The organism is Nocardia sp. NPDC101769 (assembly GCF_044766925.1).
GTDB lineage: Bacteria > Actinomycetota > Actinomycetes > Mycobacteriales > Mycobacteriaceae > Nocardia.
Genome location: NZ_JBIWMX010000024.1, coordinates 87,525 through 109,600, shown reverse-complemented (window position 1 = coordinate 109,600; position 22,076 = coordinate 87,525). Strand labels below are relative to the sequence as shown.

The window sequence follows — 22,076 nt, the reverse complement described above, 5'->3', positions numbered from 1 at the left end:
ATTGCGACCGTAGGAGCGTGCTGTGGCCCGTGTCACGGGCGCTGTGCCAGGTGACAGCGCGGCCCAGCGTGGATGCCGGGCGATTGTGGCGACCAACAGCCGTCAGGGGGCGGGTGTGCTCACGATGGCCATGGCCGTGCGGGTGAACAACGGCGCCAGTTCGGGCAGCGCCTGGGCGCCCTTGGTGTGCAGGCAGGCGCGCACCCGGTCGTCGATGCCGCCGAGCAGCATGTCGACCAGCTGTCGATCGGGTTCGGCGGTCAGATCGCCGTCGCGCACGCCGACCCGGGCCACCGCCATGATGTAGTCCGCGAATCGCTCGTGGACGCGCAGCCGGTGTTCCACCAATCCCGGTCCGGCCGCGAGAGTCTCGACATACAGTGCGCGGGCCGCACCGGGCTGCACGGACAGCACGCCGAGATAGATCTCGAAGGAAATCCGCACCCGGTCGGCGAAATTCACGCCTTCGAGACCGGTGACGGTTTCCTGCAACTGTTCCAGGGCCGCACCGACCGCGAGATCGTATGCGGCGGCGAAACATTCGTCCTTCCCGCCGAATACCGCGTAGAAGGTGCGGCGCGCCACCTGCGCCCGGGTCACGATATCGGCGACCGTGGTGGCCGCGAAGCCGAGCTCGCCCACCGCCTCCAGCACGGCGGTGCACAGGCGCCGGTACTGCGAGGCCTCCACCTGTTCGCGGGTCAGCCCGTGCCGGCCACGCGGCAGCGGTCCCGGTTCACCGATGGTTTCCACACTCACGTCCCCAGAATAGGTTTCCACGTCACCGAGCGACTAACGGTCCGGCCGATACCAGAGCGGTTCATCCGCTGATTCCTGTCCGGCCACCGTCGTCACGCCTTCCTGTTCGAGCAATTCGATCATGGTCCCGTCGTCGGCGTACTCGTCGACGACGCCGATCAATTCGTCCGAATGGCTCACCACCACGAGCTGGGCGTCCTCGGCGGCGCGGGCGATGAGCCGGCCCAGCGGGGCGAGCAGGTCCGGATGCAGGCTGGTCTCGGGCTCGTTGAGCAGCCGCAGCGGACGCGGCGACAGCTGGGCGGCGACCAGCAGCAGGTAGCGCGGGGTGCCGTCGGACAGTTCCGGCGCGGCCAGGGGGCGGGAGAGCGTGGGCTGGTGCAGCAGCAGTTCGAAGCGGCCGTCGCGGTTCACGATCTCGACGCGGCTGCCGGGAAAGGCGTGGTCCACGGTCTCGGCCAGCGCCCCGGCGTCATCGATTTCGATGACGGTCCGCAGGGCCGCGGTCACATCCGCCCCGTCGTGGGCCAGTGCCAGGGTGCGGGTGCCGATCTGCGGTGTGCGGGCGGGGGCTGCGGCGCCGGTGCGCAGGTGGTCGTAGAAGCGCCACGAGCGAATTCGTTCGCGCAGCGCGAGCGGGTCCGGTGCGCGTTGTGGATCGGCGAGCTCGGACAGCATGGAGTCGTACGGTTTCATCGGGCGCGGCACCATGCCCCAGCCGCCGGCCTCGTCGCGCAGGCGAACCACCGGTTCCCGCAGTTTGCGCAGGGACCGGTTGTTCTCCACGGCCAACGTGGTCAGCATGGGGTCCAGCGTATTAGCTACCAACCGGTCTCCATCAGTCGGTGAGTCCGGCCCGCCACTCCCGATAGGCCGACCGCGAGCACACCGCGCAGGGACGATAGCCGGCCGCGACAGCGGTGGCCTCGTCCGCGAAGAAGACGCGGTGGGCGGTGTAGCCGCCGCGGGCGAGGGCACGCAGCGCGGCCGGACAGTCCAGGCGGCCGTAGATCTTCAGGCGGCGATGGCCGCCGAGGACGCCGGGTGTCCGGCTGGCATACGGACGGCCGTCCGCGCCGAGCAGGGTGAACGCCATCACCCTCCCTCTCAGGCGTCGTGGAAGACCAGGCCCAGGGTGTGGCGCTGACCGGACCGCACCAGACTCACCCCGTGCCGCATGGGCGCGGCCGACCAGCCGCGCGTGCCGCGCACCGGGCGATCCCGGGTGGTGAAGATCAAACCGTGGCCCTGCGGCAGCGCCATGGCCGCGCCGCGGGATTGCGCGCGCGGGCGCTGCTCGACCATGAGGAATTCGCCACCGGTGTAGTCCACACCCGGTGCGTCCAGGCCGATCACGACCTGCAGCGGAAACACCATGTCGCCGAACAGGTCCCGGTGCAGGGCATTCCAGTCGCCGGGACCGTAGCGCAGCAGGATCTGTGAGCCCTTCACCTGTCCGGCTCGATGACACTGGGCGATCCACTCGTCCAAGCGTTCCGGCCAGGTGCCGGGCCGGCCCAGCCGGGCGGCCCAATCCTGGGCAATGGGAAGCAGTTTCGGATAGAGCGCCGACCGCAGTTCGGCCACGATCTCGGGGAGGTCGTGGGTGAAGTAGCGGTATTCGCCCGAGCCGAAACGGTGGCGGGCCATGTCGACGGTCGAGCGGAAGTGCTCCTCCTCGTCGTAAAGCCCTGCGAGGGTCCGGCATTCGGCGGCGGTGAGCAGCGGACCGGTGAGCGCGTGGCCGTGGTCGTCGAGCTCGCCGGCCAGGGCCGCCCATTCCTGCTGGGCGACCCGGCCGGCCCACACCGAGCCGATGGCGGCGGTGGTCATGCGGCCCGCTCGAGGTCCAGCAGTTGCTGCTTGCGCTCCACTCCCCCGGCGTAGCCGGTGAGCGAGCCGTCGGACCCGACAACGCGGTGACAAGGTCGCACGATCAGTAGCGGATTGGCGCCGATGGCCGAACCCACCGCACGCACGGCTGCCCTCGGCGCGCCGATGCGCGCCGCGATCTCCCCATAGGTGGTGGTGGTCCCGTAGGGGATCTCTTCCAAGGCACTCCACACGCGCCGCTGGAAATCGGTTCCGGCGCTGCCGAATCGGAGATCGAACTCGCTCCGCTCCCCCGCGAAGTAGGCGGTCAGCTGGCCCACCACCTCGGCAAAGGCTTCGGCGTCCGCAGTCCACTCCCCCTCCACCAGCATGCTCTTGCTCCCGGCCATCGACACCGCGGTCAGCTCGACCGAGTCGCCCCGCAGCTCCCCCACCAGCAGCAATTCCCCGACCGGGCTGGCCATCGTGGTGTACGCGCGCATCGCTTCCTCCTTCATCATCTTCTCTCTTCCTCACCTACTCTGGCCCAGCCGATCCCCGATAACCGGCGGGAATCAGCCATCGCGTTTGGCGGCATTCGGACAGACGTCAGCGAGCCCGGGGCCGGTGCAGAAGCCTCGGTCGGGCCGTCGAGCCGGAGGCCGGCTTCGCCCGGCCGCGCCCTGGCCGCGGAAGCAGATGCGGCGCGCCACCGAGCCGAGACGCGTGACGTTCCCTCTCGCCGAGGGCGGCAGCACGGCCGCCGGAAGCGCCGGGAACATTTCTTCAATATTTCCGGCGGGGTGCCGCCGATGCTGAGGGGCATGTTCAGACACGACACGAACCGGGCGGGTGGCGTCGAGCGGCCGCCATACGGTATTCGGCTGCTGCACGCCCTGCGCAAGGACCCGGATTGGGAGACGTTGACGGCGGCGGAGTTGGCCGCCCACAGTGAGGCGGCCAATCGTCTCACCGGGTCGCTGATAGGGCGGGTGATCACCGGGTTTCCGGAGCGCGGCACCACTATTGATTGGGAGGAGGTGGCGCTGGGTGATCGCGTGATCCCGGTGCGGGTGTACCGGCCGTCGGGCGAACGCGGCTGCACGCTGCCACTGGTGGTTCACGTCCACGGTGGCGGGTTCGCGGGGACAGCGGCGCAATGTGATTGGGGGAACAGTCATCTCGCCGCGCGACTGCCCGCGGTCGTCGTGTCGGTCGAGCATCGTCTGCTCGCGCCGGGGATTCCGCTGTCGGCGGCCGCCGACGACGGCTGGGATGTGCTGTGGCACATCGTGAATCACGCCGGAGAATGGGGAGTCGACCCCGCACGGGTGGCCGTTGCCGGGGAGAGCACCGGCGCATTGGTCACCGCACTGTCCGCGATCCGCGCCAAGGCATCCGGCCTGACCCTGCGGGCACAGGTATTGGTCAACCCCGCGTGCGATGTGGCTACGTCGTTCGATGACTATGCGTCGGTCTCCCGGTACGCGGACAGTCCGACGCTCAACCTGCCGAAGCTGAACCTGTTCCGGCAGTTGGCCGTACCGCCCGGCTCCGATCCGCGTGCGGTGTCGCCGATGTATGCCGACGACCTCGGTGGGCTGGCCCCGGCACTGGTGGTGGTGCCGACCCTCGACCCGCTGGCAGACCAGGGCCGCCGCTATGCCGAGCGGCTGCGCGAGTCCGGTACGCCCGCACAGCTTTCCGAGTACCCCGGCGCGACACACGCGTTCATCACGCTGCCCGGCCTGGTGCCACAGGCCAGAGCGGCGCGCGCGGAGATCACCGGCTTCCTCCGCGACCGGCTGATCGGATCGCGGGCGGCGGATTCGGTACGGGCGGACGCACAATGACCAGCAGGGCACCGGAGCCGCGCCGCCGTCGGGGCGATTATGGCGTCGACGGGGATTTCGCCGTGGTCCCGGCGCGCTGGCAGGCGGTGATCGTCGCCGCGATCATCACCGCGCTGACCGCCTCGGCCGTGCGCGAAGCTGTGAGCGGCGCTCCCGTCGGCACTGTCGCCACCGGCCTCCTCGCGCTCGGGTCTGCACTGTTCGTGGGCTCCTACCTGTACACGACGCTGGCCGGCAAGTTTCAGGTGTGGGCCGGGATTTTCGGCGACTTCGGACTGCGCGGCGACGAGCGCGCGCTGGATCTGGGTTGCGGTCGTGGGGCGGTGCTGCTGATGGCCGCCGAACTGCTGCCGCGCGGGCGGGTGGTCGGCATCGACCTGTGGCACGCGGATCAGACCGGCAACAGCCCCGAGGCCACGCGCCGCAATGCCGAGCGTGAAGGAGTGGCGGATCGGGTCGAGGTGAAAACCGGTGACATCACGCGATTGCCGTTCGCCGACAACACCTTCGACCTGGTGTTCAGCAATCTGGTGATCCACAACATCCCGGCCGCGGCCGGGCGGATGGCCGCCATCGACGAGGCCGTACGTGTACTGCGGCCCGGCGGACGGCTCGTGATCGCCGATCTCCTGGCCACCCACCGATACCGTGCCCGCCTGCTCGAACTCGGGTTGACCGAGGTGCGGCGTCGCAATCTCGGGTGGCGCATGTGGTGGGGCGGGCCCTTCTTCCCGACCCGGCTCGTCACGGCGACCAAGCCGTTCTGAGCCATCGCGAAGGCTCCGAATGACCAAAACTCAACAGGTAAACTTGCAAGTTTTACTTTGTTTGTGGCATTCTGGGCCGGTGAGCGCGAACGGAGAGGACAGGTCGGCCGCAGAGGTGGCTGCCGCCGCGAGCGAGCTGCGGGTGGCAGCGAGCCGGCTGTTGCGGCAGTTGCGGACGGCCCGGGCCGGAATCGAGATGACGCCCTCCCAGGCCGTGGCGCTGAGCCGGCTCGGACACGAGGGGCCGATGTCGGTCGCCGATCTGGCGCGGGCCGAGCGGGTGCGGCCGCAGTCCATGCGCACCACGCTCGCCGTGCTGGAGGAGCGCGGGCTGGTGGCGCGGGCACCGCATCCGACCGATCAGCGCCAGGTACTGCTGTCACTGTCCGAGGCGGGGCAGCGGTTGCTGCGGCTGGCGCACGACGCCAAGGAAGACTGGCTGGCCACCGCCATCACGACCAAACTCTCTCCCGGCGAACAGGATTCGCTGATCGCCGCGATCCCGCTGCTCGCCCGGCTCACCGAAGACTGACCGGAATCACCACTCCCAGAGAAGGATTGCACCTTGACCGACACCCTGCTCGATCCCAACACCGCTCTGGTCCTCATCGACCTGCAGCGCGGTGTCGTCGCCGCCCCCACCCAGCCCTACCCCGCGAACGAGGTGGTGCGCCGGGGAACCGAGCTGGCCAAGGCCTTCCGCGACAAGGGCCTGCCGGTCGTCCTGGTGCGCGTCACCTTCGCCCCGGACGGCAGCGATATGCCGCCCGGCCGCACCATGCACCCCGCCGGCGCATTCACCCCGCCGCCCGGCTGGGACGAACTCCTCGACGAACTCGACATCCAGCCCACGGACATCCGGATCACCAAGCGCCAGTGGGGCGCCTTCCACGGCACCGACCTCGACCTGCACCTGCGCCGCCGCGGCGTCACCGCCATCGTCCTGGGCGGCATCGCCACCAGCATCGGCGTCGAATCCACCGCCCGCGCCGCCCACGAACACGGCTACCACGTCATCGTCGCCACCGACGCCGCCGCCGACCGCGACCCCGCCGCCCACACCCACTCCGTCGAAAAGATCTTCCCGCGTCTCGGTGTCACCGCCACCACCGAGGAAATCCTGGACGCCGTCACCAAGCTCTGACCGAATCACGATCATTCAGCAACCGAGATCAGGGAGCCCCCACTGCGGAGATCTGTCCGATTTCCCGCGCTGGGAGCTCCCTGATCTTGTTGCCGACTGCGCACGGCGATCCCGGCCTGCCGATGGATCGGGGCGAAAACGGTTGTCGTAGTGGGTGGATGGGGTGGGGATGTACGTTCGGGTCATGGGGAGTTCGACCCGTCGGGTGTGTCGAGAACATCAGTATCGGCGTTGGGTTGCGATTTTTGCCGGGCTGCTGGCTGCGTTGTCGGTCGCGGCGTTGGTGCCGGGCTGGTGGTGTGGGCGGGATGCCGATGCGTGGTTCGATGGGGATTCGAGGCGGGTGCGTGGGCTTGCGGAGGAGTTGGTGGCGTTCGAGGATGCCGATGATCATTTGCGGGCGGGCGGCGCGGGTGGGGAGATCACCGGGATGTGGGGGTTGCTTGCGCATCAGATGACCGCGCTGGGATTGGCTCAGGTGTGTCTGGCGCACCCGGAATGGCGGGAACGGTTCGCGCCCATCGCGACTCGCGCGGCAGCGAAGAGTCTGCGACCGGAGATGCGGGACGTGTTCACCGCGACCTGGAACGGCGAGGATGGGCTGGCTGTTCCGGATAGTCCGCACGGGCACGCGTATCTCTCGTATCCCGCTCTCGCGCTAGGGATGGCGCGGCTGGTCGATCCGGCGTTTCCGCCCGACCTCGCGGCCCAGGATGACGCGCTGGTCGCCTCCTACGAGCGTCGGCTGCTCGCCTCGCCGACCGCATTGCTGGAAACCTTTCCGGGCGAGGCCTATCCCACCGATGTGGCGGCGGTCGCCGCGGCCATCGCGGTGCACGGCCGCGCGACCGGCGTCGACCACACGGCGGTGCTCGCCCATTGGGCGCAACAGGTCCGCGCGGTCCAGATCGATCGGGCCACCGGACTGCTGCTGCAGCGCATGGGAGTCGACGCGCATTCGCACGACGCCCCGCGCGCGTCGGGAACCGGATTGGGCGCCTACTTCGCCGGTTTCGCGAACCGCGCGCTCGCCGAGGAATTGGCGACCGGACTGTTCCACCAGGAACGGAATATCCTGGGCTTCAGCGCCATCCACGAGTACGGCAAGGGTTCCGACGGCACCGGAGACATCGACAGCGGTCCGGTCATACTCGGAATCTCGGTCTCGGCCACCGGCTTCGCGCTCGCCCCGGCCCGCGCCTTCGGCCACCGCGATATCTTCACCCGCCTGTTCCGCACCACCGACCTCGCCGGCCTCCCCCTGCGCAGCGGCAACCGCCTGCGCTTCGCCAACGGCGGCGTGATCGGCAACGCCCTGCTGCTCGCCTTCCTCACCTCCGGCCCGGAGCTCGCCCCATGAGAATTCCCGCCACCGAGTGGCTGCGCGCGGGATGGCGGCTCATCCGGCTCCCGCTGATCCCGATCGTCCTGTACCTCGCCCTGCGCCCGGTCCTGGCGGCACTGTCGGAGCGACACGGATTCGGCTCCCCCGACAGCATGAGCCTGGGCTATCTGGCAGTCGCCGCCACCCTGATGGCGTTGCGCATCGTGCTGCTGGTGATCGTGCCCGCCTACCTCACGTACCGCGTTGTGGCATACGCGGTTACGCGCCTCCTACGCCGAAGCGATTCGCAGAACCAGTCCGAAGCTTCCGACCAGTCACCGGATCCGATCAGGGCGAACAACAGCAACCAGCAACAGTGACCACGATACGAATACCGTCGAGCGGGGGCGACGCTATTCCCGGTGGGCTCGGGCCCAGAGGGCCGCCCAGCCGCCCGAGGCCAGCCAGGCGGTGGGGATGAGGAGGCCGTGGTCGGCTATGTGGGACCAGAAGGCTTCGTGATCGGGGCCCGGGTCGGGGGTGCCGAGTTCCAAGGCGGCGGGCCAGGCGGTGAGCCAGGGGCCGTCGGGGGCGGAGAGGGAGGTGGCGGGGTAGCCGGGGACGGTGCTGGCTCGGGGGGCGCTGATCGCGGTCACCGGGGTGTGGTGGGTGGGGGTGCAGGTGGTGGCCAGGATCAGGGGGCAGAGGAGGTCCGGGGTGGGGTGGCGGGTGATGGCATGGGTGAGCGCGGGGTCGCCGTGGTGGGCGAGGCGGCCGAGGGCGGCGCGGACGCGCTGGGCGATCAGGTCCATGCTGCGGGCGGTGGCGATGTCGGGTTCTTTCAGCAAGGCGCGCAACCGTTTCGACGGTACGGGTGCGTCGCCCGTGATGGTGGGCAGACGGGGGTAACGGGTCAGGATGGCGGCGTCCAGGGATTCGATCGCGGCGGCGAGGGGGCGGCTGCCGCCGGCGGTCCAGAGCGCGGGCAGAGCGGCGGGGTTGGCGTCGAGGAAGGCCACGCACAGGGCGGTGAGCCGGTCGGTGCCCGAACGGCGCAGGGCGGTCAGCGTTTTGGGATCGCCGTCGGTGTCACCGGCCAGGGCGGCGAGTACGCGCAGGGCGGATTCCGATTCGACCATTGCCTTGCGGACCGCTTCGTGCAGTGCGGGACCGACCTCGCGGACCGGATCAGGTGCCGAGGAGCGCCGCGCCCGAGCGGGCGGCTCCGCAGCCACCGACTCCACCGGATCGGGTTCCGGCTCCTCGACGCGGAGGGTCACGGCCCAGTCCCGGACCGCCTGCCGCACTGCGGGATCGGCTTCCTGGTTGAACCGTCCGGCGATCTCGCCGACCGCCCACCCGCGGCCTGCGCGGCGCAGTTCGGCATTGACCTGTAGATGGTCGTGCTCGTCACGCAGGCCGAGCAGGATGCTGCGCCCGCGCACGGCCCGACTCTGATACCAATGTCCCGCAATGCAATTGCCCATATGGTCCGACCACTCCGCGAGCCGGGTGGCGGTGCGGGCGATCTGAATCCGCAGCGACGTCCCGGGCAACACGGCACCGTCGTGGGCGAGGACCGGTTCGGCGACCTCGAATTCGCTGGTGAGCGCGGCGGCCACGACACCGCTGCCCACCAATCCGGCGCACAGGCGCGCCCAGTCCCGGCACCGCGCGGGCGCCGTTGCCCCGAGGTCGACCAGCTGGGCCGCCCCGGCAACCGCGAGCGGTACGGAGTCCGAGCGCGGCGTCAGCGGATCCGGTTGCGGCGCCGCCGGGTTCGTCTCGAATTCGGGCACCCGGTAGTAGTGCGCGAGCACGGCGGCCTCGTGCCCGCGCGCCCGGGCGATGGCGTCGGCGAGGTCGGCCAGCCACAGCAAATCGGAGGCATGCTCGGCCGCGGCGGGATCCCCGGCCAGCCGGACCGCGAGGCTGGGCTGACCGTGGGTGCGCACCATCGGGTCGACAGGCCAGTCCTGGGGCGGCCGCTGCGCGGTGTTACCGGCGACCGCGCGCCAGGCCCGCAGCGAGCTCGAATCCCAGTGCTCCACCGGGAACGAACGAGCGGGGATGTCGATGCCGAGCAGCATGCGGCATCGTCCGTCGACCACGATCGCGTATGCCAGCGCGGTCCGCATCCGAGCGCGCACGAACCGTTCGTAGGCGGCGTTGCGGGGCTGCTGCTGCCGCAGCCACGCGTCGATCTCGCGAACATGGACAACAGGCCGCACGGGCAGGGCGTTCGGCTCACCGGCCGCAGCCTTGGCCGCCTTGATGTCTCGGGAGCTCAGCATCGCGGAGACCACGGCGATCTCCTCGCGCACCCGGTCGATGCCCGCGACCACCCCGAGTTCGTGCACCGCGACAGCGGCCCGCAGCAGCACGGTGGCCGCCAGCGCGTCCTGGATCATCCGTTCGACGCAGTGTTTCCAGAGATTGCGCCAGGTCGGCAGAAATCGAATGGCCGTCGGCAGCGTGAGCGGCCCCGGTGCCGATCTCTGGACGAGTTCGATCAGCTGCTGCTCGGAGAACCGGTCCGAGCGTTCGCGCAGCGACTCCAACCCGCTCAGATCGTGGCTCGCCACCAGCCGTTCGCGCTCGAGCACGGCCCGCTGCCGAGCACAGACCCGCTCCCACAGATCCAGCACCAGCTCCAGCCGCCCTGGGCGCGAACAGGGTTCGAGGACCCGGCGCAGATTCGCCGCCAGCACCGATGCCGCGCCGTGGGGCATCGGATCGATGCCGTCGGGCGCGCGCAGCTCGAGCACCCGCACCAGTTGCTCGGGTCCGAGTAGATCCGCCGCCGCGGACGCCAATACCACTGCGGCCCAGCGCCCTTCACCGATGGCCTGCTCGGCGGTCGCGCCCACGGGTTTGGTGGCTGTCACCCCGAACAGCGCGACCAGGGTCGCCGTCCGCTCCCCCAGCCGCCACCCGCCCCCGACCTTCAGCACCCGCAGGGCCGCCAGTACCGCGTCCCGCCGGTCGCCGCCGGCGCCCGCCAGCCGCGCGGATACGAAGCCGTCACCGAGATCGATTCCGGCCCCGGCGATTACGGTGCCGCCGAGTTCGATGAGCCCGGCCAGGTCGGCGCAGGCGATGGCCACACGCGCGGGATCGCTGTCCCGTGCGCCCAGGACGACCGCCGCGCCCTCGGGCCCGTCATGGTCGATCGCCTCCCCGGTCTCGACCAGCCAGGCGCGCCGATCGCGTTCCGCGACCATGCCGAAGGCCAACAGCACTGCCAAACCCGAACTCCCACCGATGAATTACCGCGCCGCCTCGAATCCAGCACGGCGCACTCCCGCCCCGACCATACGATCGGGGCGGGAGCGCGGCAATCGAGTTTTCCGGCCGTTCACAACCGGCGGGCGTCGATCATCCAGATCTCTATATTGGAGGCTTCGTGGTTGGAGCCGATCCGGCCGATCATGCGCACCAGATCGGTGACATCCTCGGTCCGGGCGAGTAATTCGACTCGCAGGCCGGCAGAGACATCGGTTTCGAAACGCTGTCCGCGATAGCTTTCGACGCGGTTGTCACGGTCGTCCACGCGATAGACCTGGGTGACCACCATGCGCCGCACACCGAAGGCGGCGAGGGCCTGTTTGATCTGATCGAACAGGCCGGGCGGCACCACCAGCGTGAGGAGTTTCGCGTCCGCACCGCCGCCCGGGTCCATATTGTGGTAACCGATCATGCCGCCGAGGTGCAGCGGCGCCGACATCAGGATTCCTTGGCCGGAATCTCCGCTCCGTCCTGCCGCACCGCTGCTTCCGTTCGCGCCGCTCTCCGCACGGACGGTTGCGCGTGGACGAGAGTGTCGTCCGGATACGCCTCTTCCTCGTGTGCTCCGACGTCGCCGGTCTCGAGCACCTCGTCGGGCATGCGCAGGCTCATGAACAGGCTCAGCACCTTGAGAATGACGAAGGTGACCAACGCATCCCAGACGATCACCGTCGCGGCCGCACCCGCCTGCCAGAGCAGCAGTTTCGGATTGTGCCCGTAGAGCCAGCCGCCGTAGGTGGCGTCGGCCGCGCCGCCGGTCCCCAGGTACACCCGGATGTTCGGGTCGGCCAGTACGCCGACCAGCATGCCGCCCGCCAGCCCGGCCACGCCGTGGGTGTGCACCACGCCGAGGGTGTCGTCGACCTTGCGGAACAGCCGGGTGCGCCCGAGCTTGTTCCAGGACAGCCACACCAGGGTGGCGGCGATCAGCCCGATCACCATGGCCCCGAAACTGTTCACGAAACCGGCGGCCGGGGTGATGGCGACCAGGCCGGCGATCATGCCGTTGACCGCGCCGAGGAAGTTGGGCCGCCGCGACGGACCGGCCACCATGTCCCAGATCACCCAGGTCAGCACCGCGACCGCGGTGGCGAGATTGGTATTGATCACCGCGAGCGACGCATCCGCACCCGAGAAGTACGGGTCACCGCCGTTGAAGCCGTTCCAGCCCAGCCACAGGATGCCCGCCCCCGCCGCGGCCATGGGCAGGTTGTTGGGCACCGCCCGTTCCCGGTCGCGGGCCAGCCGTGGGCCGATGACCGCCGCGGCCACGAAGCCCGTGGTGCCCGCGGCGAGGTGGATGACATATCCACCCGAGTAGTCGAGCGCACCCATTTGCGACCACCAGCCGCCGCCCCAGATCAGGAACGCATTGACCGAATACGCCAGCGTCGACCAGAGCGGGACGAAGATCAGCCACACCTTGAAATTGATGCGCCCGATCACGCTGCCCAGGAACAGCAGGGGTGTGATGGCGGCGAACACGAACTGGAAGTAGGCCAGCGTGGTCTGGGAGAATCGGAACTTGGGCATGAGTCCGTCGAGCAACGGAATCACGGCCTGCTCTTGATTATTGGAACTCAGAATTGTGTGTGGCTTGCCGATTGCGGCCCGCAGTATTCCTGGGCCCAGTTTGACGGGCTCGCCGAACCCCATCTTGAAGCCCCACAGCACCCACACCACCAGGACCAGCGAGAATCCGGTGAACGCCATGAGCATGGTATTGACGGCCCATTTGCGTTGCACCAGACCGCCATACAAGATCGCGATACCGGGAATGCTCATCAGGCCGACGAGAGTCGCAGCTACCAACTGCCAGGCATTGTCGCCGGGATTCAGCCAGTCGGGATACGGTGACATGGTTCAGCGCTACCTCACCGCGGAGCGGGCAGGCACCAGACCCACTCCAGCACTAAATTACGTTGTGACATAAGGTGTCTAAGGTCACATCGGGTGAACCAAGTGTTGTGCCGGAACATTTCCCGGCGATTACATGCGGTTAAATCTGGATTTCATGGTCCGGTCGTGAATGCACGTGCATTCGAAATGATGGACCCGCTCAGCGAATTCCGACTGGTTGGAACTCGATCGACAGGGTGCGATCGCTACCGTACGATCTGGCTACGGGGAGCACCGGCCGGTCGAACGGGGGAAACGGAGTTGAGGAGTCGCTTACCGGCGACCATTCGCAGTCGCTCAGCGGCGATCACTCGCGGGGGCATGCAGTGGACGCGACGCTTCGCGCGCACCGCGCCCGGCGTCATCGGTGCGGTGGGCGCGGCCCTCGCACTGCTGGCCCTGCTCGGCGGCCTGGTGACCGCGAATCAGCAGGGCACCAAGATCACGCGCCACGACACCGTCCTGGCGCACACCGAACCACTGGCAAATGCCGCGCAACGGCTGTACGTGGCCCTGTCCACCGCCGACGCGGCGGCGTCCACCGCCTACCTCTCCGGCGGCATCGAGTCGCCCGAGGTCCGCATCCGATACGAAAACGCGCTGACCGACGCGGCCGCCGCGCTCGCGGAGGCCACCACCGGCGCCGCGGACGCCGAGACCCGCACCATCCTGGGCCGCATCTCGGCCGAATTGCCCAGTTACACCGGCTATGTCGAGGCTGCGCGGGCCAACAACCGGCAGGGCCTGCCGGTCGGCTCCGCGTATCTGCGGCAGGCGTCGGCGCTCATGCAGGGCTCGATCCTGAAGGACGCGGGCGAACTGGAGCAGATTCGCCTCGCACAGCTGCACAGCGATCAGGGCGCGATCACCGGGCTGCCCTGGTGGAGCGCGGGCACACTCGTGCTGCTGCTCGCGGCCTGCGGCTACGGCTCGTGGATTCTGGTGCGCCGCACCAACCGATGGATCAATCCGGGCGTGGTCACGGCCGGCGGTCTGACGGCGGCCGCGCTGCTGTGGATCCTCGCCACCACCGCCGCGACCACGGCGGCCATCGACACCGGGGCCACCGCGCGCTTCGAAAAGCTCGCGCAGGCAAGGATTCTCGCCCAGCAGGCGCGCACCGAGGAGACACTGCAGCTCATCACCCGCGCCGACGTCGACGCCAGCGAGCAGCGCTTCACCGCCGGCAGCGACCAGGTGCGTGCGGATCTGGCCGGCTTGCTGAGCAGCAATTCCGCAGCGTCGAAGGCCTTCTCGGGCTGGCAGGACGGCCATCAGAAGGAGCTCGCCGCCTACAAGTCCAACGACTATCGCGGGGCGGTCGACCAGTCGATCAAGACCGACGGCGCCGGGTCCGCGGCCCAGTTCACCGCCCTCGACGATGCCTTGAAGGCCGAACTCGAGCGGACCCGCCAGGAAGTGCGCGACGATGTGAACACGGCCGGAAATGCCCTCACCCTGAGCCCCCTGGGCACGCTGGTGCTGCTGCTGGCGGCGGCGGGATCGATCGTCGTCGGGGTGTGGCCGCGGTTGAAGGAGTTCCTGTGAAGCGGATGCGGATGCTGATGGTGGCAGCCGTGGCGCTGCTGGCCGCCGCATGCGGGTCGACGCCGGATGCCGCCCCCTTCCAGCTACCGTCCGGGAGCCGGCTGCCGGCGGGCGCCACCGTCCTCACCACCGCGCCCAATCAGCGCGGCGACCAGTCCTGTAACCCGACCGCGAGCCTGCGGCCGCTGAGTCCGCAACCGCAGCCCGGGTCCATGCCCGCCCGCTCGACCATGGCGAACATCGTCGCCAGCGGGAAGATCCGGATCGGGGTGGATCAGAACCAATTCCTGTTCGGCTACCGCAATCCGTCGACCGGCGACCTCGAGGGCTTCGATATCGATCTCGCCCACGAGATCGCCCGCGACCTGTTCGGCGACCCGGGCCGCGTGGACCTGCATCCCATCGACTCCTCCCACCGCGCGGATGCGCTGGTGAAGAACGAGGTCGATCTGGTGGTGCAGAACTTCACACCGACCTGTGCGCGCCGCCAGCAGGTCCAGTTCTCCACCGTGTATTTCGAGACCGACCAGCGGGTGCTGGTGACCAAGGGCTCGGGCATTCACTCGGCGGCCGATCTGGGCGGTAAGAAGGTCTGCGGCATCCCCAACTCGACGACGCTGGACGCGGTGTTCGCACTTCCTCAGCGCCCCATCGTGATCGGGATCGAGAACTGGCTGGACTGCCTGACCGCGCTGCAGCAGGGCGAGGTCGACGCCGCCAGCACCGATCTGCCGCTGCTGTACGGCTTGAAGATCCAGGACCCGAATCTCGAGGTGGTCGGCGACGCCATGGCCACCGATGTGTACGCCATCGGTGTCCAGAAACAGAACACGGATCTCGTGCAGTTCGTCAATGGCGTGCTGGAGCGGGTGCGCGCCGACGGTACCTGGCAGCGGATATACAACCAGCGGCTGAGCGTGCTCGGGCCGTCCATCGGTCCCCCGGCGCCCAAGTACAGCGATTGAGCCGGTCATGCACGAGAATCGTGGGCACATTCTCAGCGTCGCCGAGATAGATCGTGAAATCGCCGAGCGGGCACGCGAAATCGAGACCATCGCCGCGACCCTGGTGGAGCTGGACAAGCATCCCGGGCTGATGCTGCTGCGCCGCTTCCCGCCCGCCGGTGTCACCGAGCAGCGCTGGGCGCCGGCCCGGGCGGCGCTGGAACTCATGTGGGAGGACTTCGGGCGGCTGAGCACCGTGCTGGACCAGGCCCGCGCCGCGCGCGGGCGGCGCCGCCTGGACGCGCTGGACCGGGAGGAGCTCACGCGCCTGCTGCGCGGACAGCCGGTCGAGGTGTCGCGCAGCATGATTCCCATGTCCCAGCGTTCGCTGAGCGGGCCGCGCGAGCAGATCGAACTGATCGGCATCACCGAGATGCTGGACCGCATGCGTGCGGCCTTCCCGACCGTGGTGCGGGTGCTCGACGCGGTGGAGGCGGTGCACACCCGGGTGATGACCGATATCGCACCGCTGCAGGCGGAACTGACCCGTACCGGCATGTCGATTCCCGAATTGCAGTCGCTGACAAGCGATATCGACGCCCTGGCCATGCAGGTCGCCACCGATCCCCTGGCCCTGGCACCCGATGTGCTCGACCGTCGCCTGGGCGCGTTGTCCCGGCGCATGCGCGAGGCCGCGGCGGTACTGGCCGAACTGCGGGCCATCTCGACGGATTGGGACGCGGCGATCGAGCGGGCCCGGTCCCGGGTCGAGGCGCTGCGCAAGACCTATGAGCGGGCCGATCGCGCACGCGCCGAGGTGGAGCACACCATTCTGGCCGCGCCGCTCCCCCGGCATCCGGACGACAGTGCCGTGTACAGCGCGGAACTGACCGCGCTGGAAGCCAATCCGTCCGTGCCCACGGAGCTGTGGGAGCTGCGGCAACGCATCACCGGGGCGCTCGACGCGGCGACCCGCAACGAACAACTCGCGCAGGGGCTGCTCGATCGGCGGGCGGAACTGAAGGGGCGGTTCAGTTCCTACCGCGCCAAGGCCGCCCGGCTGGGGGTGGCCGAGGATCAGGATGTGCTCGCGGCCGCCCGCATCGCTGCGGGGCTGCTCTCGCGCCGGCCCTGCGATCTGGCCGCGGTCACCCGCGCCGTCACGGACTACCGCCAGCTCATCGACCAGAAATCGGGGAGGCGATCATGAACTGCACCGAGCCCGGCTGCACCGGGACCATCGAGGACGGCTACTGCACCGTCTGCGGCACCGCCCCGAGCGCGGCGCCCGCGGCCACCACGGGCGGGTCGACCACGTCGACCGGGACGAGCTCTCCCGACGCCGCGAGCGCAGCCGTCGGCTCCGAACGCTGTGCCGAACCCGGTTGCACCGGAACGATTGTCGACGGCTACTGCGATGTGTGCGGCAGCGCGCCGGCGTCGCCCTCGGCGCTGGCCACCGCCGCGCGCGACACCGGGCACGCGTCGGCGATGAGCACCGGATCGACGGTCAGCGGCCGGTCCTCCCGCAGCGGGCGCTCGGTCCGCACCGGGCGGTCGGGAGCCTCCGGCGCCAGCCGCGGCCGGCTGGGCGCGGGCATGGTCAAGGTGCCGCCGGTGCCGCGCCGGGATCCGGCCGAGGCCGTGCTGGTCGATCCGGAAGTACCGGAGAACCATCGCGAATGCGGCAGGTGCAATCGGCCGGTCGGGCGCAGCCGCAATGGTCAGCCCGGTCGCGCCGAGGGCTTCTGCGCCCACTGCGGGACGCGATTCTCCTTCACCCCCAAGCTGTCCGGCCGGGATGTGGTGGGCGGCCAGTACGAGGTGCTCGGCCCGCTGGCGCACGGCGGCCTGGGCTGGATCTATCTCGCGGTGGACCACAAGGTCGACGACCGGCCGGTGGTCCTCAAGGGCCTGCTCAATACCGGCGACCCGGACGCCATGCGGGCGGCAGTGGCGGAGAAGCGGTTCCTCGCGCAGGTCGATCACCCTAATATCGTGCGGATCTACAACTTCGCCGAGGACACCGGGCCGGACGGCAAGCCGGTCGGGTACATCGTGATGGAGTACGTGGGCGGTAAATCGCTCAAACAACTGCTGCGCGAACAGCGCACGGCCGATCAACGGTATCTGCCGCCCGCGCGGGCCATCGCCTACATCCTGGAGATGCTGCCCGCCCTCGAATACCTCCACGAGCGCGGGCTCGCCTACTGCGACTTCAAACCCGACAATGTGATGCAGACCGAGGAGCAGCTCAAGCTCATCGACCTCGGCGCGGTCGTCGGCCTGCACGATCAGAACGAAACCATCTACGGCACGCCGGGTTACCAGGCCAAGGAGATCGCGCAGACCGGGCCGACCGTCGCATCGGAGGTGTACACGGTGGGCCGCACGCTGGCGGCGCTCATCATGCGGATCCCGCCGCTGAACAACGAACTCGGCCCGCTGCCCGGTCCCGAGCTCGAGCCGCTCATGGCCCGCCACGAATCGCTGTACCGATTCCTGGTGCGCGCCACCGATATCGAGCCCGACGCGCGCTTCACCTCCATGGCCGAGATGGGCGATCAGCTCACCGGCATTCTGCGCGAGGTGCTGGCCACCGAGGACGGGCGGCCCCGGCCGGGACTGTCCACCCGGTTCGGCCCGCCGCGCGGGGTGTTCGGCGTCGGTGACCAGCTGCCCGACGATCCCCGCGCCCTCATTGCGGCGCTGCCGGTTCCGCTGGTCGACCCGACCGACAGCGGCGCGGCACTGCTGGCCTCCACCAGCGCGGTCACGCCCGAGGACCTGGAGCGCGAGATCACCGCGGGCCTGCAGTCGGTGGTCACCGGCCGCGAGGAGTCGGTGGAGATCCCGCTCCGACTGATCCGCGCCGCACTGGAATTCGGTGATGCGGACGACGCGCTGCGCCGGCTGGACGCGGTGGGCCAGACGCTGTCCGGCGACTGGCGGCTGACCTGGTTCGCGGGCCTGGCCCGCCTGCTGCAGCGCGATTGGCCCGCCGCCGCAGCCGAATTCGACGCCCTCTACAGCGCGCTGCCGGGTGAGGCCGCACCGAAGCTGGCCCTGGCCGTCACCGCCGAGCTCATGGCCGCGGACGGACTGGATCCCGAGACCGCGCGCGAGCGGGCCGCCCGCTACTACGACCTGGTCTGGCGCACCGACCGCTCGTTCACCAGCGCCGCGTTCGGCGCGGCCCGGCTGCGGCGCGCGGCCGGCGACCGGGCGGGCGCGGTCACGGTGCTCGATCAGGTCGACGCCGCCTCGGCGGTGCACACCGAGGCCGGGGTCACCGCCGTCGAGACGCTGCTGGCCGTCGCCGAGCCCGCCGAGCTGACCGAACAATTGGTTCGTGATGCCGGCAAACGCATCGATAGTCTGACCCTCGACTCGAAACGCCGTGCCGCGCAGGCCCGTCTGCGAGTCCTGGACGCGGCGCTGCGCTGGCTGCGCCTGGGCAGGGTGCCCACCGACCACTCCCCGCTGCTGGGGGTGGCGCTCGATCAGCAAGGGGTACGCACCGGATTGGAACGCTGTTATCGCGACCTGGCGCACGAGACCGAGGACATGTGGGAACGGATCGCCCTGGTGGAGCAGGCCAATGCGGTGCGCCCGAGGACGCTGCTGTGACGGCCCGCTGCCCGCACTGCGGCACCTTCGCCGCCGATACCGACCGATTCTGCGAGGCCTGCGGCCGCAAGCTCGGTATCCGGGCGATCGCCCTGCCACCCAAGGAATTCCGGCCCGGCTCCGGCTCGACCGTGCCGGTGGCCGAGGCGGCGCGCAATGCCCGGCTCGAACCCACCGGCACCACGGCCACCGTCGAATCCGGTCCGCCGCCCGACTGCACCGGCTGCGGCGGCACCGAATTCGACCCCGACGGCTACTGCGCCACCTGCGGTGAGCTCGGGCCCGAGCGGGATCGCTTCGAATTCGACCTGGGCACCGCGTGCCTGATCACCGACCGCGGCCTGCTGCACGCCCGCAACGAGGACGCGGTCGCGGCGGCGGTGCTGGAGGGCGCGGTGCCGGATCGCCCGGCCGCCGTGGTCATCACGGTCTGTGACGGGGTGTCGACCTCCGAGGATCCGCAGGCCGCCTCGGGTGCCGCGGCCCGAGCGGGTCTGGACGCCTGCCTGGCCGCCCTCGCCGCGCAGCAGCCCGCCGAGGACTGCGTCATGGCCGGGCTGACCGCCGCCGCCGACGCGGTCAAGGCGGTCGGCTCGCCGGACGGGAAGGCACCGTCGTGCACCTATGTCTCGGCGATCGTGCAGTTCGACGCCGAGGGCGGCGCGGACATCACCGTCGCGAACGTCGGTGACAGCCGGGCCTATTGGCTGCGCCCCGGCGACGACTCCGACCGGCTCACCGTCGACGATTCCCTCGCCCAGGCCATGGTCGACAACGGCCTGCTGGACGCGGCCACCGCCATGGACGGCCCGCACGCGCACGTGCTCACCCGCTGGCTGGGGGCCGACAGCGAACAGCAGTGGTCGCCCACCTGCGTGCGCACCCTGCACACCGACGCGCCCGGGGTGCTGCTGGTATGCACCGACGGGTTGTGGAACTACCTCCCGGAGGCGGCGGCGCTGGCCCGCTTCACCAGCTCGCTTGCGCCGTTACCCGCAGCGCGCGCCCTGGTGGAGCACGCGCTCGGCGCGGGCGGCAAGGACAACATCACCGTCGCCCTCGTGCCCGTCCCGTCCCTCGCACCGTCAGGAGACACACCGTGACTTCCGCTGAGAACAAAGGCATTTCGGTCGCCATCGACCAGAACGCATTCCTCGCCGAGGGGGTGCGCACGGTCGACGCCATCGTGACCGTCGAGGCCACCGGCGATCTGGTGGTGTCGGTGGCACCGCCGCCGCGGGTCGAGATCCTGATCATCGACACCTCCGGGTCCATGGGCGCGGCCGACAAGTTCGCGGGCGCCCGGCGGGCCACGCTCGCGGCGCTGGACGTCATGCCCGACGGCACCCGGTTCGCGATCGTGGAGGGTACCGACAAGGCGCAGGTGGTGTTTCCGCACCGCGGGCCCTCGGCGGTGGCCAGCCCGCAGGAGCGCGCCAACGCACGGCGAGCGCTGGACAAGCTGGTTCCGCACGGCGGCACCGCGATCGGCACCTGGCTGGGACTGTCACGCCTGATCGCCCAGCAGCACCCGGGCGCGATGGTGCACGCGATCCTGCTCACCGACGGCAAGAACGAGCACGAGGCGCCCGAGCGGCTGGCGGAGGAGATCCGCCAGTCCATCGGTGTCTTCACCTGCGACTGCCGCGGCGTCGGGGTGGACTGGGAGCCGAACGAGGTGCGCCCCATCGCCTCCGCGCTGCACGGGACGATCGACACCGTGGCGACCGCGGACCTGCTGGCCCAGGATTTCGCGGCCACCATGGAATCGTCGATGGAGAAGGCGATTCCGGACCTGACCATGCGGGTGTGGACACCCGTGGGCGCGAAGATCGTGTTCCTCAAGCAGGTCGCGCCGTTCATCGAGGATCTCACCGCGCGGCGCAGCGAGGTCGGGCCGCAGGTGGGCGAATACCCGCTGGGCTCCTGGGGCGCCGAGGATCGCGACTATCACATCCAGCTGGAGCTCGAGCCGGCCGCGCCGGACCGGGAGAAGCTGGCAGCGCGGGTGAGCGTGCTGGCCGAGGGCGACGTGCTGGGGCAGGGTCTGGTCAAGGCGGCCTGGACCACCGATACCGACAAGTCGGCGATCATCAGCCGCCGGGTCGCGCACTACACCGGACAGGCCGAGCTGGCCCAGACCGTCCAGGAGGGCCTGACCGCGCGCAAGCAGGGCGACTTCGCCACGGCCACCGCCAAACTCCAGCGCGCGTACCACCTGGCCAGCGAGTCGGGCAATGAGAACACCGCCAAGCTGCTGCTCAGTGTCGTCGATGTGGTGGACGAGCGGACGGGAACCATTCGCCTGCGCAACAAGATCGATCCCGCCGACGAGATGGCCCTCGACGTCCGCTCCACCAAGACCGCCCGAGTCCGCAAGGAGCCATGATGGCGCTCTGCATCGAGGGGCACGAAACCACCGCCACCGACTACTGTGATTTCTGTGGTGCGCCGATGGGCGCGCAATTCGGTGGTGCCGCACCGCAACTGGTGCTGTGCCCGTCCTGCGGGGCGCCCTCGGAGGGACGGTTCTGCGAGAACTGTGGACACGACTCGGCGCTGCCGCCGCCTCCGCCCGCGCCACCGGCGAGCGCGGAGCCGGCGACGACCGCCGACGAGTCCGGAGCAGCCGAGAACGGTGCCGCAGCGCCGGTCTGGGTCGCCACCATTTCCGCCGACCGGGCGCACTACGCGCGCATGCAGGCTCAGAAGGGACCCGATCTGGAGCGGGTCGACTTCCCCGACTACTATCCAGACCGCCGAATCCCCTTGCAGGGGCCCAATATCCTGATCGGCAAGCGCAGCGTCTCCCAGGGCGTGCACCCCGATATCGACCTCTCGGTCGCGCCCGCCGATATCGCGGTCTCGCGCTCGCACGCCATCCTGCACATCGAGGGCGCGACGCTCACGGTCACCGACCTGGGCTCCACCAACGGCACCTGTCTCAACGACAGCCCCCACCCCATCCCACCGAAAACGCCCGTGCCACTGCAGGCGGGCGATCGCATCCACGTGGGCGGCTGGACCACCATCACCCTGACCACCGAACCAGGTTGATCACCCAATTCGAGCAAAACAGCGATCTTGGTCCATTGTCCAGGTTAGGCT

21 protein-coding genes are annotated in these 22,076 nt (G+C 69.7%); 13 read left to right on the top strand and 8 right to left on the bottom strand.

Going from position 1 to position 22,076, the window contains the following annotated elements; translation table 11 throughout:
* Positions 1 to 102 precede the first annotated feature (102 nt).
* From ACIRRA_RS31260 to ACIRRA_RS31240, 5 genes are read right to left on the bottom strand one after another with little or no spacing between them, the layout of a single operon-like run.
* Complete coding sequence (locus tag ACIRRA_RS31260) at positions 103 to 759, bottom strand: TetR/AcrR family transcriptional regulator (protein WP_402775557.1); 657 nt, start codon at positions 757 to 759, stop codon at positions 103 to 105.
* 33 nt (positions 760 to 792) lie between these two features.
* Complete coding sequence (locus tag ACIRRA_RS31255) at positions 793 to 1,563, bottom strand: AAA family ATPase (RefSeq protein ID WP_402775554.1); 771 nt, start codon at positions 1,561 to 1,563, stop codon at positions 793 to 795.
* Positions 1,564 to 1,597: 34 nt separating this feature from the next.
* Entirely contained in the window at positions 1,598 to 1,855 is a 258-nt protein-coding gene (locus ACIRRA_RS31250) for an Ada metal-binding domain-containing protein (protein ID WP_402775552.1), read from the bottom strand.
* An 11-nt stretch (positions 1,856 to 1,866) separates the two neighbouring features.
* The gene (locus ACIRRA_RS31245; protein WP_402775549.1) at positions 1,867 to 2,592 is read right to left on the bottom strand and encodes a 2OG-Fe(II) oxygenase; all 726 of its coding nucleotides are present in this window, start codon (positions 2,590 to 2,592) and stop codon (positions 1,867 to 1,869) included.
* Complete coding sequence (locus ACIRRA_RS31240; protein ID WP_402775546.1) at positions 2,589 to 3,074, bottom strand: methylated-DNA--[protein]-cysteine S-methyltransferase; 486 nt, start codon at positions 3,072 to 3,074, stop codon at positions 2,589 to 2,591. Before ACIRRA_RS31240 ends, ACIRRA_RS31245 begins: the two co-directional genes overlap by 4 nt.
* A gap of 321 nt (positions 3,075 to 3,395) precedes the next feature.
* Here ACIRRA_RS31240 and ACIRRA_RS31235 point away from each other — a divergent pair, with 321 nt between their 5' ends.
* The 6 genes from ACIRRA_RS31235 (at position 3,396) to ACIRRA_RS31210 (ending at position 8,039) form a co-directional block, all read left to right on the top strand.
* Positions 3,396 to 4,424 (top strand): alpha/beta hydrolase, encoded by a 1,029-nt coding sequence (locus tag ACIRRA_RS31235; protein ID WP_402775543.1) that lies wholly within the window; start codon positions 3,396 to 3,398, stop codon positions 4,422 to 4,424.
* The gene (locus ACIRRA_RS31230; protein WP_402775542.1) at positions 4,421 to 5,191 is read left to right on the top strand and encodes a class I SAM-dependent methyltransferase; all 771 of its coding nucleotides are present in this window, start codon (positions 4,421 to 4,423) and stop codon (positions 5,189 to 5,191) included. The genes ACIRRA_RS31235 and ACIRRA_RS31230 overlap by 4 nt, the downstream gene beginning before the upstream one ends.
* 79 nt (positions 5,192 to 5,270) lie before the next feature.
* The gene (locus ACIRRA_RS31225) at positions 5,271 to 5,723 is read left to right on the top strand and encodes a MarR family winged helix-turn-helix transcriptional regulator (protein ID WP_402775539.1); all 453 of its coding nucleotides are present in this window, start codon (positions 5,271 to 5,273) and stop codon (positions 5,721 to 5,723) included.
* Positions 5,724 to 5,756: 33 nt separating this feature from the next.
* The gene (locus tag ACIRRA_RS31220) at positions 5,757 to 6,335 is read left to right on the top strand and encodes a hydrolase (protein WP_402775536.1); all 579 of its coding nucleotides are present in this window, start codon (positions 5,757 to 5,759) and stop codon (positions 6,333 to 6,335) included.
* 343 nt (positions 6,336 to 6,678) lie between these two features.
* Positions 6,679 to 7,695, top strand: coding sequence for a hypothetical protein (locus ACIRRA_RS31215; protein WP_402775533.1), 1,017 nt, complete (start codon positions 6,679 to 6,681; stop codon positions 7,693 to 7,695).
* Positions 7,692 to 8,039: a hypothetical protein gene (locus ACIRRA_RS31210; RefSeq protein WP_402775530.1), complete on the top strand. Its 348-nt coding sequence runs from the start codon at positions 7,692 to 7,694 to the stop codon at positions 8,037 to 8,039. The genes ACIRRA_RS31215 and ACIRRA_RS31210 overlap by 4 nt, the downstream gene beginning before the upstream one ends.
* Before the next feature lie 33 nt (positions 8,040 to 8,072).
* Here ACIRRA_RS31210 and ACIRRA_RS31205 read toward each other — a convergent pair whose 3' ends face one another.
* The 3 genes from ACIRRA_RS31205 to ACIRRA_RS31195 form a co-directional block, all read right to left on the bottom strand.
* Positions 8,073 to 10,907: a hypothetical protein gene (locus ACIRRA_RS31205; protein ID WP_402775528.1), complete on the bottom strand. Its 2,835-nt coding sequence runs from the start codon at positions 10,905 to 10,907 to the stop codon at positions 8,073 to 8,075.
* A gap of 110 nt (positions 10,908 to 11,017) precedes the next feature.
* The gene (locus ACIRRA_RS31200; RefSeq protein WP_357002404.1) at positions 11,018 to 11,386 is read right to left on the bottom strand and encodes a P-II family nitrogen regulator; all 369 of its coding nucleotides are present in this window, start codon (positions 11,384 to 11,386) and stop codon (positions 11,018 to 11,020) included.
* On the bottom strand, positions 11,386 to 12,807 hold the full coding sequence (locus ACIRRA_RS31195; protein ID WP_402775523.1) for an ammonium transporter: 1,422 nt from the start codon (positions 12,805 to 12,807) through the stop codon (positions 11,386 to 11,388). Before ACIRRA_RS31195 ends, ACIRRA_RS31200 begins: the two co-directional genes overlap by 1 nt.
* 360 nt (positions 12,808 to 13,167) lie before the next feature.
* Here ACIRRA_RS31195 and ACIRRA_RS31190 point away from each other — a divergent pair, with 360 nt between their 5' ends.
* From ACIRRA_RS31190 to ACIRRA_RS31160, 7 genes are read left to right on the top strand one after another with little or no spacing between them, the layout of a single operon-like run.
* Positions 13,168 to 14,394 carry a hypothetical protein gene (locus tag ACIRRA_RS31190; RefSeq protein WP_402775520.1) on the top strand — a complete coding sequence of 409 codons (1,227 nt, stop codon included), beginning with the start codon at positions 13,168 to 13,170 and terminating at the stop codon, positions 14,392 to 14,394.
* Between the two features lie 5 nt (positions 14,395 to 14,399).
* Positions 14,400 to 15,359, top strand: coding sequence for a glutamate ABC transporter substrate-binding protein (locus ACIRRA_RS31185; RefSeq protein WP_402775627.1), 960 nt, complete (start codon positions 14,400 to 14,402; stop codon positions 15,357 to 15,359).
* A 7-nt stretch (positions 15,360 to 15,366) separates the two neighbouring features.
* Positions 15,367 to 16,548: a hypothetical protein gene (locus ACIRRA_RS31180; protein WP_402775517.1), complete on the top strand. Its 1,182-nt coding sequence runs from the start codon at positions 15,367 to 15,369 to the stop codon at positions 16,546 to 16,548.
* On the top strand, positions 16,545 to 18,968 hold the full coding sequence (locus ACIRRA_RS31175) for a tetratricopeptide repeat protein (protein WP_402775515.1): 2,424 nt from the start codon (positions 16,545 to 16,547) through the stop codon (positions 18,966 to 18,968). The genes ACIRRA_RS31180 and ACIRRA_RS31175 overlap by 4 nt, the downstream gene beginning before the upstream one ends.
* A complete protein-coding gene (locus ACIRRA_RS31170) occupies positions 18,965 to 20,071 on the top strand; it encodes a protein phosphatase 2C domain-containing protein (protein ID WP_402775512.1) in 1,107 nt (368 codons plus the stop codon). The genes ACIRRA_RS31175 and ACIRRA_RS31170 overlap by 4 nt, the downstream gene beginning before the upstream one ends.
* The gene (locus tag ACIRRA_RS31165) at positions 20,068 to 21,357 is read left to right on the top strand and encodes a VWA domain-containing protein (RefSeq protein ID WP_402775510.1); all 1,290 of its coding nucleotides are present in this window, start codon (positions 20,068 to 20,070) and stop codon (positions 21,355 to 21,357) included. The genes ACIRRA_RS31170 and ACIRRA_RS31165 overlap by 4 nt, the downstream gene beginning before the upstream one ends.
* Complete coding sequence (locus ACIRRA_RS31160; protein WP_402775507.1) at positions 21,357 to 22,025, top strand: FHA domain-containing protein; 669 nt, start codon at positions 21,357 to 21,359, stop codon at positions 22,023 to 22,025. The genes ACIRRA_RS31165 and ACIRRA_RS31160 overlap by 1 nt, the downstream gene beginning before the upstream one ends.
* Positions 22,026 to 22,076: the final 51 nt, after the last annotated feature.